This is a genomic window from Limnohabitans curvus, assembly GCF_003063475.1.
Taxonomy (GTDB): Bacteria; Pseudomonadota; Gammaproteobacteria; order Burkholderiales; family Burkholderiaceae_C; genus Limnohabitans; species Limnohabitans curvus.
In genome coordinates, this window is sequence record NZ_NESP01000001.1 from 1554690 (window position 1) to 1567517 (window position 12828).

12 protein-coding genes are annotated in these 12828 nt (G+C 54.9%); 3 read left to right on the forward strand and 9 right to left on the reverse strand.

The features are described 5' to 3' along the window. Positions 1–1107, reverse strand: a complete 1107-nt coding sequence (locus B9Z44_RS07725; protein WP_108359552.1) for an HPP family protein — start codon at positions 1105–1107, stop codon at positions 1–3. Between the two features lie 167 nt (positions 1108–1274). Here B9Z44_RS07725 and B9Z44_RS07730 point away from each other — a divergent pair, with 167 nt between their 5' ends. Both B9Z44_RS07730 and B9Z44_RS07735 read left to right on the forward strand, forming a co-directional pair. Further along, complete coding sequence (locus tag B9Z44_RS07730) at positions 1275–1745, forward strand: hypothetical protein (RefSeq protein ID WP_108359553.1); 471 nt, start codon at positions 1275–1277, stop codon at positions 1743–1745. A 51-nt stretch (positions 1746–1796) separates the two neighbouring features. Further along, positions 1797–2336, forward strand: a complete 540-nt coding sequence (locus tag B9Z44_RS07735; RefSeq protein ID WP_146180597.1) for a hypothetical protein — start codon at positions 1797–1799, stop codon at positions 2334–2336. A 318-nt stretch (positions 2337–2654) separates the two neighbouring features. Here the strand turns inward: B9Z44_RS07735 and B9Z44_RS07745 are convergent, their stop codons facing one another. The 3 genes from B9Z44_RS07745 to B9Z44_RS07755 all read right to left on the reverse strand — a co-directional run bounded on the left by B9Z44_RS07745 (position 2655) and on the right by B9Z44_RS07755 (position 6041). Then, a complete protein-coding gene (locus tag B9Z44_RS07745) occupies positions 2655–4226 on the reverse strand; it encodes a hypothetical protein (RefSeq protein ID WP_146180598.1) in 1572 nt (523 codons plus the stop codon). Positions 4227–4312: 86 nt separating this feature from the next. Further along, positions 4313–4717: an aspartate 1-decarboxylase gene (panD, locus tag B9Z44_RS07750; protein WP_104796829.1), complete on the reverse strand. Its 405-nt coding sequence runs from the start codon at positions 4715–4717 to the stop codon at positions 4313–4315. Positions 4718–4763: 46 nt separating this feature from the next. Next, positions 4764–6041 carry a TIGR03862 family flavoprotein gene (locus B9Z44_RS07755; protein ID WP_281258799.1) on the reverse strand — a complete coding sequence of 426 codons (1278 nt, stop codon included), beginning with the start codon at positions 6039–6041 and terminating at the stop codon, positions 4764–4766. A 50-nt stretch (positions 6042–6091) separates the two neighbouring features. On the opposite strand from B9Z44_RS07755, the gene B9Z44_RS07760 reads away from it, so the two are divergent. After that, entirely contained in the window at positions 6092–6925 is an 834-nt protein-coding gene (locus B9Z44_RS07760) for an urease accessory protein UreD (RefSeq protein ID WP_108402114.1), read from the forward strand. A gap of 163 nt (positions 6926–7088) precedes the next feature. Here the strand turns inward: B9Z44_RS07760 and urtE are convergent, their stop codons facing one another. The 5 genes from urtE to urtA all read right to left on the reverse strand — a co-directional run bounded on the left by urtE (position 7089) and on the right by urtA (position 12796). Further along, the gene (urtE, locus tag B9Z44_RS07765; protein ID WP_108402855.1) at positions 7089–7781 is read right to left on the reverse strand and encodes an urea ABC transporter ATP-binding subunit UrtE; all 693 of its coding nucleotides are present in this window, start codon (positions 7779–7781) and stop codon (positions 7089–7091) included. A gap of 35 nt (positions 7782–7816) precedes the next feature. Next, on the reverse strand, positions 7817–8689 hold the full coding sequence (gene urtD / locus B9Z44_RS07770; RefSeq protein ID WP_108402115.1) for an urea ABC transporter ATP-binding protein UrtD: 873 nt from the start codon (positions 8687–8689) through the stop codon (positions 7817–7819). Further along, the gene (gene urtC, locus B9Z44_RS07775; RefSeq protein WP_108402116.1) at positions 8686–9816 is read right to left on the reverse strand and encodes an urea ABC transporter permease subunit UrtC; all 1131 of its coding nucleotides are present in this window, start codon (positions 9814–9816) and stop codon (positions 8686–8688) included. The genes urtD and urtC overlap by 4 nt, the downstream gene beginning before the upstream one ends. 1 nt (position 9817) lies before the next feature. Further along, entirely contained in the window at positions 9818–11461 is a 1644-nt protein-coding gene (urtB, locus tag B9Z44_RS07780) for an urea ABC transporter permease subunit UrtB (protein WP_233246916.1), read from the reverse strand. 63 nt (positions 11462–11524) lie between these two features. Next, positions 11525–12796 (reverse strand): urea ABC transporter substrate-binding protein, encoded by a 1272-nt coding sequence (gene urtA / locus B9Z44_RS07785; RefSeq protein ID WP_108402856.1) that lies wholly within the window; start codon positions 12794–12796, stop codon positions 11525–11527. Positions 12797–12828 lie beyond the last annotated feature (32 nt).

The following is a 12828-nucleotide window of genomic DNA, read 5'->3' on the forward strand; positions in this document are numbered from 1 at the left end:
TTAAACATGTCTGACTGCTTTTGCCAGGGCACTGACCACATCCGTTTGCGTCAATATGCCAATCAAGCGATTTTCTGAATCGATCACGGGCAGGTGGTGGTGTCCTGTTTGAGAAAAAAGTGGCAACAGTTCTGCCAAGTAGCTTTGCGCACTGGCGACGCGCACGCGGCGTGTCATGACTTGGCCCACCACTTCGGGCTTGTCGCCGTGCGACAGGCCCGAGGGTTTCCAAACATGTTTGATGCGTTCAGACAAGCTCATGTAATCGTCGATTTGCGCGTGCTTTAAAAAGTCTGCCATGGTGATGATGCCCACCACACGCCTGGCACGGTCCACGACCGGCAGCGCTTTGATGTGATGCCGCCGCATCAGCCCCCAAGCTTCTGACAAAGAGGAGCCAAACTCCACCGCGTGCGGTGATCGCGACATGACTTCTTCGCAGCGCAAATCTCCTAGCGTGCGCTGATACGCTGCTGACTCGGCGTATTGAAGCAATTGCGCCAGGTCGGAGGGGTCCACATCAATGATCTGTTGGTAGTGTTCCAGCGCGGCATTCAGGTCACTCTGCGTGAACCGGTTGTTCGCATGTGCATCATCGCGATCAGTTTTTGAATGATGGGGGTAGGGCCGCGCAGTCAAATTGTTATAGACCAAGCCCGCCACAACCAAAAGCACAGAATTCAGGAGGAACGGAAACAGCACGATGTCAAACGATGGCTTGTGTGCCAGAACCACCAACAATGCCGCAGCGCCACCAGGTGGGTGCAAACACCGGCCCCACAACATCACGGCAATGGCCAGCGCCACAGCCAGTGCAGCGGCCATGGCTAAGTTGTCTGGCAATACCAGTGCAATCGCCGTGCCGATCAATGCAGAAAGTGTGTTGCCACCCACAACAGCCCAAGGCTGAGCCAGCGGGCTAGATGGCACGCCAAACACCAAAACGGCACTGGCACCGATGGGTGCGACCAACCAGGGGTCTATGCCTTTACCTAGGTATCGACTCAAAACACCGACAAACAAAATGCCCAGTGCGGTACCCACCAACATTCGCAACTTCTCTTGGTTCGAAACTGTCAGCGGAGTAGGCCAAAAGCGACGCATCATGATTGCGCCTCAAGCTGCAAAAGTATTGATTTGAACAAAGTCATCAGTAACAACTCAATATTGCAAATAACAACAAAAAATACACGAGCAAATTGGCAAATGCAACTTTGAAATGCACAAAATGGATCGTACAAAAACTAATCGTGCAGTCATTTTGCATCGCCGGCATGAACAAGCAGCAAACACAAAGCCTAAATCTAGACGACGCCAAAGTTCGTTTTAGAAAAGCTTTGAACGACGCATTGATCAACAGGTTTGGCAAAGTCCCAACAGCCAACGCATTTGCTAATCAATTCAGCTTCCGTGCGGGCGGTCTTGCAGGCGTCACCCGGGAAACTGCGCGTAAGTGGTTAGCCGGTCAAGCCATTCCAGAGGTCGCTAAATTAATCGTGCTTGTGGACTGGTTGGGATTGGATGCCAATGAGTTCATGAGCACACGGCTGGGCAAAACACAAACGGATGATGATGTGGTGATTGACACCATTCGTGAGCTAGTCAGGCACATGGATGACAAAACGCGCCACACGATTTTGTTAACGGCTTGGGCACTGCGTGAAACGCACGGCCTTCATGCCCAAAAATTAGATTTGCCAACTTTAAAGCGGGCGCTTGTCACCAACCTTGGCCGGGTGAGCTAGATGGCATCGCTGCCGCAATGTCGATCGCTTGAGTACGTCAAGCATCTCACTATGTCTGTCACTGACCTAGCGGTGGCAGCCACCACCTTTTTGGTTTTTGTGGGTTCATTCCATCTGAATCAACGCTTGGACAGTTACATGCTTTACACACCAGGCGTCAGCCTGATTTTTATTCCTGCGGGCGTCAAATTGCTTTCGATTCTTATTGGACGCTTGCCTGCCATCGTGGGCCTGTACATTGCAAGCGTTTATGTGTCTACGGAAATATGGCGTGACTTGCAAGCGGCATCGCTCTATCTGTTTGCTGCCGCCAGTGTCTTTAGCTACGCCATTGCCGCGTACGTTGTCATGACGTTGGCGGGCATCTTCCGAGACTTGCATAACTTGCGGTATCACCACATCGTGGTGCTCTCGCTTTCAGCAAGCGTGTTCAATAGCGTTGCGCATAACGCGGCTTATTTGATGGTCGGGGTCACAGCGACGGATGCGCAATGGGTAACCTCTGCCGCCATGGCTTTGGGTGATTTTCTGGGTTGCCTAGCGGTGGTTTCTTTTTTCCATGCCGTGACTTTGATGCTCAAGAAGGTTTAGCCAGTTCGTGATTTGAGTCGTGCTGCGCTTACTGGCTTCATTCACCAACACAATGACGAGCGCTGAAACAAGTATTTTGATTGCATCATTCATGGCGTTGAACTTGACGAACATATGTCGTGATGTGAACCACGTCATCAGGGGTCAAGCCAGGAACTGGAGGCATGTCACCAAATCGCCAGTGGTGTGCTTTTGATCCATTCTTCACTGCCATTTGAAATGTTGCATCTCCATGGTGTGATGATTCATAGACGGGATGCAAAAAGGGCGGCCCTTTGTCCGACCCCTTCAAATCAATGCCGTGTTGGATTAAGCAGTCTAGTTTTTCCATGTCTTGAGCGCTCGCTCGTGTAACTCAAGGTTACTCTCTTTGCACTCGTAAACCGTAAAGAACTCTCCGCGATGGCGCGCTTTGTAATGGTCGCGAAATGCGCTCTGTGCATCCACTGAGAAAAGAGGCTCGTTGGTGTAAAAGTTCACAATCGAAAATGGGATGCCATGGTTTGGGGTTGCGATGAACTTGTTTTGACAGCCATTGAGAAAAGCAACAAAAGGTTTGTCAGAAATGCCGGAGTAACTCAAGTCCATAAAGCCGGCGTATTCAAATTGAGGTGCAGCGGAGGTAATCAAATAGGGCCGCAAAAACGTCAAGTTGTAGTTGTCGTTTTCTTTGTCGGTGATCCCCATGAGCAAGCTGGGATATTCTTTGGCAAACTTTTGGATTTCGAGCGTCGCTTGGCGTTGCGACTCGATCGTCGATACGCTCTTGATCTCCGAGTCATAAATGTTTTTCCAAACAAAAGAGAGCACGTAGAGAGCCAAGATGGCGAGGCCAATTTTGATGCCTAAAAATTTGGCTTCGATGTTTTCAATTTTTCGTAATTGAATCTCATAGAGATATGAATTCAACACGACGATGGGAATCAGATGATGGACGCCGGCACCAGGCTTTGAGCCTGCAATGGCAACAAGAATTTCAATAAGCACAACGCCCGTCCATCTGTAGGCTTCGTACCGGGATACGGTTGTGCATCTGAACGTCAGAGCAATGGGTATCCATGCAAACAACAGAAAAAACAAATTCTTTTCTAAGTAAGCAAACGAGATGCCGTGCTTTGTTGCCAACTTCAAATACTCAAAATATTGAAGCAATGACGTCCCGCCATCTATGAAAAAGCTCAAACACACGACTACAAAGGCGACAACGAATTGAGCAACTGTGCGCAACGAGTGGCCGCCAAAGAAAATCAGGAATGGCAGGATGTACAAAATTCCGTGCGCTTTTAAGGAGCTTGCAAGCCCTGCCAACACGCCCAGCAGTAGCGCTTTGTGCGTTGGCTGTCGCTCAACGATCAGAGCAGCTAACGCAACAAGCAAAACAAAGTAAGGCTCTGCGCGATTCCAAAACAGAATCAGGTTGAAAGGTAGCAATAAAAGCAAATACGCTTTGGCTAACGAGTTCTTGTAGGTAAAGAAAAGCAAACACCACGCGATGTTGAAGGCAATCACGCTCGGCAGCTTAGAGCTGAGGATTGGGTCGCTGCTAAGCGCTAAAAACGGAAACTGAACCCAGTAAAGTGCTGGACCATAGAGCAACCCATGCATGGACGGGGCGTCCATGGGGGGATACAAGTCGCCACCTTGCATCCAGATCAAGGTGATTTGTGTGATGGTTGGCTCTAAGTGGTCAATGAAGTTCGGATAGAACAAGTAGAGAACCGAGCACGCGGCTGTAAAAATAAAAGCAGCGTACGTCAACGGCTTTGCCAGCGTGTCGATATGTCTCGCATACCGGTTGGGAATTAGCCAAGAAGCCACCCATCCTAAAACGAGTGAAATTCCAACGCCATACATACCGAGGAAAAGCAGGTAGTGTTTCAACGATGCCACTTAAGTATTCCCTGCTTTGCTACGTCTATCTGATGTGTACAAAACAAAACCCGCTCTCAGGCGGGTTTTGTTTTGAGACATTGAAATCAGCACTCATCCGTCCCATGCCCCGGCGCAGCCTGCGTAGGCACATGGTGACGCAAACCCACTTGCTGGTTGTGCTCATCCACAAACACGAGTTGTGGTTCATGGGTGGCCACTTGGTCTTCGTGAACTTGAGCGAATGACGCAATGATCAACAAGTCGCCCACGCTGGCGCGACGTGCGGCAGAGCCGTTGACCGAAATCATGCCCGAACCACGTTCACCTTTGATGGCGTAAGTGATGAAGCGCTCGCCGTTGTTGATGTTCCAGATGTGGACTTGTTCGTTCTCACAAATGTTGGCGGCGTCCAGCAGGTTTTCGTCGATGGCGCAGGAGCCCTCATAGTGCAATTCGCACTGGGTGGTGGCAACGCGGTGAATTTTGGATTTGAGCAGGGTACGGAACATGTCTAAAAATCGGTCAAAAACGAAGCAATGCCTCAATCATAGTGGGTCAGCCCAAATACTTTGCCGCGCCAAGGCCCGCCACGCGAGCACTGGCCAAGCAAGCGCTCAGCAGGTAGCCGCCGGTGGGCGCTTCCCAGTCCAGCATTTCGCCCGCCACAAACAAACCGGGCAGAGCGCTGGCCATCAGGTGTGCGTCCAGTGCTTCTAGGCGCACGCCGCCTGCGCTGCTGATGGCTTCGTCCATCGGGCGCGTGGCCGCCAGCGTGATGGGCAAATGTTTGATGGCTGCTGCCAGTTGCGCGGGGTCGTTCATGGCTTCTTTGCTCAACACTTCGTGCAACAGCGCCAAGTGCAAGGCCGTGAGGTTGAGGCGGCTTTTCAAATGGCTGCTGAGCGAGCGGGTGCCACGCGGGTGTGACACCTCGGCCAACACGCGCTCAGGCGTGAAGTCGGGTTTGAGGTCGAGTGCCAAGGTGGCGCTGCCGTTGCGTGCAATGTCGTCGCGCAACAAATCAGAGGCGGCGTAAACCAAGTTGCCTTCCACGCCGGTGGCCGTGACCACAAACTCGCCGCGACGGCTAAAGCTCTGGCCCATGCTGTCGGTAAATGACAAGGCGACTGACTTCAGTGGTGTGCCTCCAAACTGGCTCGACAGGTGGCTGCTCCAGCCCGTCTGGCCATCACGCCCTTGCACATCAAAGCCGCAGTTGCTGGGGCGAAGTGGCGACACGTCAATGCCCAATGCGCTGACCCACGGTTGCCATGCGCCGTCTGAGCCCAACTTGGCCCAACTGCCACCGCCCAGTGCCAACAGCACAGCATCAGCCTGTGCTGTATGTGCGCCCTGGGGTGTGTCAAAGCTCAAGGTGAATTTTTTGTCTGCGTGTTGCAACGCACCGTTCCAGCGGTGGCGCATATGAAAGGTCACGGGCACGCCCTGTGTGGGGTGACGCAAACGATGCAGCCACGCGCGCAGCAGCGGCGCAGCTTTCATGTCGGTGGGGAAGATGCGCTGCGAGCTGCCCACAAACGTGTCAAGGCCTAAGCCCTTGACCCATTCGCAAATGGCGGCTGCATCAAATGCTTTGAGCCATGTTGCGCAAGCCTCGCTGCGCTCGGCATAGCGTGTGGTGAAAATGTCAAAAGGCTCGGCGTGTGTGAGGTTGAGCCCACCCAAGCCTGCCAGCAAAAACTTGCGGCCCACCGAAGGCATGGCGTCATACACATGCACGTTTACGCCTGCAGCGCTGAGCATTTCAGCGGCCATCAGGCCAGCGGGGCCTGCGCCAATGATGGCGATTTGTTGGTTTGTATTTGTAGTCACACCTCAAGTGTAGGCGGCGAATACCCTGCATCGTGAGCGAAAATCAACGCATGACTGGTTGGCACGCACATCTCAAACTCGACTACACCCTGAACGCGGAGCGCACGGTGGCTAAGTTTGAACACGAAGGCCCGCTGCGCGTGTTGCAAAGCCTTTACCCCGAAGGCGACGCCGTGTGCCACAACGTGCTGGTGCATCCACCCAGTGGTTTGGTGGGCGGTGATGTGTTGGACATCCACTTGAACTTGGGTGCTGGCACGCATGCGTTGTTGACCACGCCTGGCGCGACACGTTTTTACAGAAGCGAACAAGGCTTGGCCACGCAGCAAGTCAAAGCCCATGTGGGCGACGGCGCGCGCTTAGAGTGGCTGCCGCTAGAAACCATTGCCTACAACGGTTGCCATGGGTTGAACCATGCGGTGTTCGATCTCGCCCCCACAGCAGAGATGATGGCTTGGGACATCACGGCCCTCGGGCTACCCAACGCCAACTTACCCTTTGAGCGCGGTCAGTTGCAGCAGCACATGGAAGTGTCGGGTGTGTGGCTAGAGCGCGGTTTGATCGACGCACAAGACGCACGTTTGATGGATGGCCCACTGGGTTTGGCCAAGCAGCGATGCATGGCCACTTTGGTGTTTGCGTGTGGGGCCGATTTGCCGCGTGAGCGACGCGATGTGGCACTGGCCTTGGCGCGTGAACTGACGGAAGTAGCACCTGCGGGTTTGGTGGCGGGTGTGACATCGCCACATCCGCGTGTGGTGGTGTTGCGTACCTTGTCGCCGTTGGTGGAGCCTGCGCAGAATTTGTTGCGTGGGGTTTGGGCTTCTTGGCGACGTGGCATGTGGGGTATGTCGGATGTGCCGCCGCGTATTTGGTCTATGTAGTTTTTGGTTTTTGCTGGGCTCGCTGGGGGCAGAGGGGTTGGGCAGGTTCCTCATGCTGGGGTACCAGAAATCGTCACCTGCCCAAACCCTCTGCCCCCAGACTACGGCATACAGTTTTTTAGGATGCCCTCCGGCGAGAAACCTTCACGAGCAAAACAAAACCTCAGATAGCAACCAGCTGACGAACGTTGTTGCGTTGCATATCCGAACCTAAGCCACGCGCAATCACCTCGCCGCGTTCCATCACCAAGTAGTCATCAGCCAGCTCTTCAGCAAAGTCGTAATACTGCTCGCACAGCAAGATGGCCATGTCACCACGACTGGCCAGCATGCGAATCACGCGGCCGATGTCTTTGATGATGCTCGGCTGAATGCCTTCGGTGGGTTCATCCAACACCAACAACTTGGGGCCTGATGCCAAAGCCCTTGCAATGGCGAGTTGCTGTTGTTGACCGCCTGACAAATCACCGCCACGGCGGTGCAGCATTTGTTTGAGCACAGGGAAGAGTTCAAACAACTCCGCAGGAATGTCTGTGCCTGCGGGTTGCGTGGCGAGGCCCATGCGCAAGTTGTCTTCGACGGTCAGGCGCGCAAAGATTTCGCGTCCCTGTGGCACATAGCCAATGCCTGCACGCGCACGTTCGTAGGGTGCCGCGCGTTCGATGGCTTCGCCGTTGAAGGTGATGTTGCCATCGCGAATGGGCACCGCACCCATCAACGATTTGAGCAGCGTGGTTTTGCCCACGCCGTTGCGGCCTAGCAGCACCGTGATGCGGCCTAGGTTGGCTTCAAAGCTCACATCGCGCAGGATGTGCGAGCCGCCGTAGAACTGGTTGATGTTGGCGGCTTGAAGGATGGGCGTGTGTGTGGTTTGCATAGTCAACATCAGAGTTAGCGGCCTAGGTACACCTCAATCACGCGCTCGTCGGCTTGCACTTGTGCCAGCGTGCCTTGCGCCAACACCGAGCCGTCGCACAGCACGGTGACGATGTCGGAGATGGTGTTGATGAAGCTCATGTCGTGTTCCACCACCATCAGCGAGTGTTTGCCTTTGAGGGTCAAGAAAAGTTCTGCCGTGCGTTCAGTTTCAAAGTCAGTCATGCCGGCCACGGGTTCGTCGAGCAGCAAGAGTTTGGGGTCTTGCATGAGCAACATACCAATCTCCAGCCACTGCTTTTGGCCGTGGCTCAGGTTGCCCGCTTGGGCGTTCACGCTGTCTTCTAAGTGGATGGTGTGCAGCACCTCGCTCAAGCGGTCGCGTTGCGTGCCGTTGAGTTTGAAGAACATCGAGGCAGCCACACCCTTGTGGGTTTTCAGAGCCAGCTCTAAGTTTTCAAACACGCTTAAGCGTTCAAACACGGTTGGTTTTTGAAACTTGCGGCCAATGCCCAGCTGTGCAATTTCAGGTTCGTTGTGGCGCAGCAAGTCGATGGTGCTGCCAAAGAACACTTGGCCCGAGTCGGGTTTGGTTTTGCCCGTGATGATGTCCATCATCGTGGTCTTGCCCGCGCCGTTGGGCCCGATGATGCAGCGCAGTTCGCCCGGCGCAATGTCGAGTGACAAACCGTTGATGGCTTTGAAGCCATCGAAGCTCACGTGCACATCTTCCAAGTACAAGATGCGGCCATGCGTCAGGTCCAGGCTGCCGGGTTCGTGCACGCGACCAAAGCCTGCGCTGCGGTCGCCCGAGGTAACTTCGCTCACCACACGCGCTTGGTGTGTGGCGAGGCGCTTGGCGCCTTCTTCAAACAGATCGGGGGTCATACGCGCTCCTCTGCTTTTGTCTTGGCGCTGAGTTTTTGCATCAGGCCCACCACGCCCTGCGGCATGTACAGCGTCACGCCAATGAACAACGCACCCAAGAAATACAACCAAAACTCAGGCGCCGTCACCGTCAACCAGCTCTTCATGCCGTTGACCAAGAACGCGCCCACGATGGGGCCAATCAGCGAAGCGCGTCCGCCCACGGCGGCCCACACCGCCATTTCAATGGAGTTGGCGGGGCTCATTTCACTGGGGTTGATGATGCCCACTTGTGGCACATACAAGGCACCGGCAATGCCGCACATCACCGCAGAGATAACCCAGATGGTGAGCTTGTAGGGCAGGGGCGAGTAGCCCGAGAACATCACGCGGCTTTCGGCATCACGAATGGCTTGCAGCACGCGGCCAAACTTGCTTTGCACCAACCAGCGTGCAAACAAATAGCTCATCAACAAAGCCCAACCCGTCAGCACAAACAAGGTCATGCGCATGGCGGGTGTGGCAATGGGCAAGTCCAAGATGCGTTTGAAATCGGTGAAGCCGTTGTTGCCACCAAAACCAGTTTCGTTGCGGAAGAACAGCAGCATGGCCGCAAACGTCATGGCCTGCGTGATGATGGAGAAATACACGCCTTTGATGCGTGAGCGAAAGGCGAAGTAGCCAAACACAAAGGCCAACACCCCGGGGACCAACACGATCATCAGCAGCGTGGCAAGAAAGCTGTCGCTGAAGGTCCAATGCCAAGGCAAGGTTTTCCAATCGAGGAACACCATGAAGTCGGGCAGGTTGCTTTTGTAGTTGCCGTCTGTGCCGATCTGGCGCATCAGGTACATGCCCATCACGTAGCCGCCGAGTGCAAAAAATAAACCGTGGCCCAGCGACAAGATGCCGGTGTAGCCCCAAATCAAATCAATGGCCAAAGCGCAGATGGCGTAGCACATGACCTTGCCCACCAAGGCCACGGCGTAGTCGCTCATGTGGAACACGCTGTCCGCGGGCACCCACAGGTTGAGTACGGGCACCACTGCGCATACGGTGATGAAGGCCGCCAAGAAAAGTATCCAGCCTTTGGTGCCCAAGAGGGCAGGCGCTTCGGGCAGTTGCAAAGTAGAAGTGGTGTGTGTCATGTCATGCCTCCGCACTGCGGCCTTTCATGGCAAAGATGCCTTGGGGACGTTTTTGGATGAACACGATGATGAACACCAACACCGCAATCTTGGCCAGCACCGCACCGGCCACGCCTTCGAGCAATTTGTTCATCAGGCCCAGGCCCATCGCGGCATACACCGTGCCTGCCAGTTGGCCCACGCCACCCAGCACCACCACCATGAAGGCGTCGACGATGTAGTTTTGGCCGAGGTCTGGCCCGACGTTGCCGATTTGGCTGAGCGCACAACCGGCCAAGCCCGCGATGCCGCAACCGAGCGAGAACGCATAGGTGTCGATGCGTGCCGTGTTCACGCCCAAAGCCGAAGCCATCGGGCGGTTTTGTGTGACGCCGCGCACGAACAAACCCAAACGTGTTTTGCTGATCAACAGCGTCATGCCCACCAACACAAACACCGCAAAGCCAATGATGATCAAACGGTTGTAGGGCAGCGAGAGGTTGGCCAGCAGTTGCACGCCGCCGCTCATCCAAGAAGGGTTTTCAACGCCCACGTTTTGCGCGCCAAAAATACTGCGCACGCCTTGCATCAACACCAAGCTGATGCCCCATGTGGCCAGCAGTGTTTCGAGCGGGCGGCCATACAAGTGACGCAACACCAATCGCTCCAGCACCGCACCCACCAAGGCCGCCGCGAGGAACGAGGCTGGCACGGCCACCAACAAATACGCGTCAAACATGCCCGGCAAATATTGACGGAACAAGCCCTGCACCACGTAGGTGGCGTAAGCGCCAATCATCATTAGCTCGCCGTGCGCCATGTTGATGACGCCCATCAAACCGTAGGTGATGGCGAGACCCAAGGCGACCAGCAAAAGAATAGAACCCAAGCTGATGCCAGTGAACAACGCCCCCAGTTTTTCACCCCAGCTCAGCGCCGCTTGGATGGTGAGCAGCGAGGTTTGCAACTGAGCGCGCACCTTTTTGTCTTCCTCTTGGCTCAGACGTTGGTTGAGTAAAAGTTGGGTGTCCGGCGTTTGGCTGTCAGCCAAAGTTTTGGCCGAGGCAAAGCGTTCGTCGGCGTCGTTGCTGTTGAGCAAAATCGCCGCACGGGCCAACAACATTTGTTTTTTCACGCCCTCGTTGGTTTCGCTGGCCACGGCTTTTTCCAGCATGGCAAGTTTGGTGGGGTCGGGTTCTTTCAGCACCGACTTGGCAGCTTGCACACGCAAGGCGGCATCGGGGCTGAGCAATTGCAGGGCAGACAAGGCGGCGTCAATTTCGCCGCGCATGCGGTTGTTGTTGATCACGTCTTCTGCGGTGTCGGGCAGGGTGGTGGCGTCACCACTCACGGGGTCGGTGGCTTTGCCATCGCGCACCACCAGCACTTGTGTGCCATTCACTTTCACCGCGTCATCGGCCATGGCTTGCAAAAAGGCGGCGGTTGGTGCGTCGGGTGAGGCGAGTGCTTTTTGCAGTGCGGTCACGCGTGCATCGGTGTCGCCCAGCGTGAGTGCGCGTGTTTGCTCCGCGGTCAGCGCCAACGCGCTGGATTGACCGAGCAAGGCAATGGCCAATCCGCAAGTGACGCGCACAACAAAATCGCGACATGCTGCGCTGCGCTGCTGCAGCTTGGGCATGCGCGTCGAAATAGAAAAACAAGTCATCCAAATTCCCATAAAAAAGGGGAGGGCAGTGCCCTCCCCCAAGTTCATCCCTCGGAGAAAGGTTTACTTTTTCACAGGCTCATCAGGCTTGGAAGCATTGCCTTCGATGAAGGGGCTCCATGGCTTGGCTTTCACAGGGCCTGGTGTTTTCCAAACCACGTTGAACTGGCCGTCAGCCTTGATTTCGCCGATGAACACCGACTTGTGCAAGTGGTGGTTTTTCTCGTCCATCTTGCTCACGATGCCGCTCGGTGCTTTGAAGGTTTGACCGGCCATGGCGGCGATGACTTTGTCCACATCGGTGGATTTGGCTTTCTCAACCGCTTGTTTCCACATGTTGATGCCGATGTAGGTGGCTTCCATCGGGTCGTTGGTCAAAGGCTTGTCTTTGTGACCAGCGATACCTTTGGCTTTGGCGTAGGCAGACCATTTCTTGATGAACTCATCATTGGCGGGGCTCTTGATCGACATGAAGTAGTTCCATGCCGCCAAGTGACCGACCAACGGCTTGGTGTCCACGCCGCGCAATTCTTCTTCACCGACTGAGAAGGCGACGACGGGCACGTCTTTGGCCTTCAAGCCTGCGTTGCCGAGTTCTTTGTAGAACGGCACGTTGGAGTCACCGTTGATGGTGGACACCACGGCTGTTTTGCCGCCTGCAGAAAACTTCTTGATGTCAGCCACGATGGTTTGGTAATCGCTGTGACCAAACGGGGTGTACTTCTCGTCGATGTCTTTGTCAGCCACGCCTTTGCTCTTGAGGTAAGCGCGCAAGATTTTGTTGGTGGTGCGTGGGTACACGTAGTCGGTGCCCAACAAGACCCAACGCTTGGCAGCGCCGCCGTCTTTGCTCATCAAGTAGTCCACCGCGGGAATGGCTTGTTGGTTAGGCGCGGCGCCGGTGTAGAACACGTTTTTGCTGAGTTCTTCGCCTTCGTATTGCACGGGGTAGAACAGCAAACCGTTCATTTCTTCAACCACAGGCAACACGGATTTGCGAGACACCGACGTCCAGCAACCGAAGATGACCGACACCTTGTCTTGACCGAGTAACTGCTTGGTTTTTTCAGCGAACAAAGGCCAGTTCGAAGCGGGGTCCACCACCACGGGCTCGAGCTTTTTGCCCAATACGCCGCCTTTGGCATTGATTTCGTCGATGGCCATGAGCACTGTGTCTTTCAACACGGTTTCAGAAATCGCCATGGTGCCGGACAAGCTGTGCAGCACGCCAACCTTGATGGTGTCTGCCGCCAACGCTTGGGGTGCGATCACAAATGAGCCAACGGACAGAGCCGCAGCCGCGGCCAAAGCCTTCAGATTTCCTCGACGATTCATCATGGGGGTTCACTCCAAAAATTAAGGGTTGG

Excerpts from the sequence above, each read along its gene's own strand:
- B9Z44_RS07725 (WP_108359552.1), bottom strand. The coding sequence starts at position 1,107 with ATGATGCGTCGCTTTTGGCCTACTCCGCTGACAGTTTCGAACCAAGAG.
- B9Z44_RS07730 (WP_108359553.1), top strand. The coding sequence starts at position 1,275 with ATGAACAAGCAGCAAACACAAAGCCTAAATCTAGACGACGCCAAAGTT.
- B9Z44_RS07735 (WP_146180597.1), top strand. The coding sequence starts at position 1,797 with ATGTCTGTCACTGACCTAGCGGTGGCAGCCACCACCTTTTTGGTTTTT.
- panD (WP_104796829.1), bottom strand. The coding sequence starts at position 4,717 with ATGTTCCGTACCCTGCTCAAATCCAAAATTCACCGCGTTGCCACCACC.
- B9Z44_RS07760 (WP_108402114.1), top strand. The coding sequence starts at position 6,092 with ATGACTGGTTGGCACGCACATCTCAAACTCGACTACACCCTGAACGCG.
- urtD (WP_108402115.1), bottom strand. The coding sequence starts at position 8,689 with ATGACCCCCGATCTGTTTGAAGAAGGCGCCAAGCGCCTCGCCACACAC.
- urtC (WP_108402116.1), bottom strand. The coding sequence starts at position 9,816 with ATGACACACACCACTTCTACTTTGCAACTGCCCGAAGCGCCTGCCCTC.
- urtB (WP_233246916.1), bottom strand. The coding sequence starts at position 11,461 with ATGACTTGTTTTTCTATTTCGACGCGCATGCCCAAGCTGCAGCAGCGC.
- urtA (WP_108402856.1), bottom strand. The coding sequence starts at position 12,796 with ATGAATCGTCGAGGAAATCTGAAGGCTTTGGCCGCGGCTGCGGCTCTG.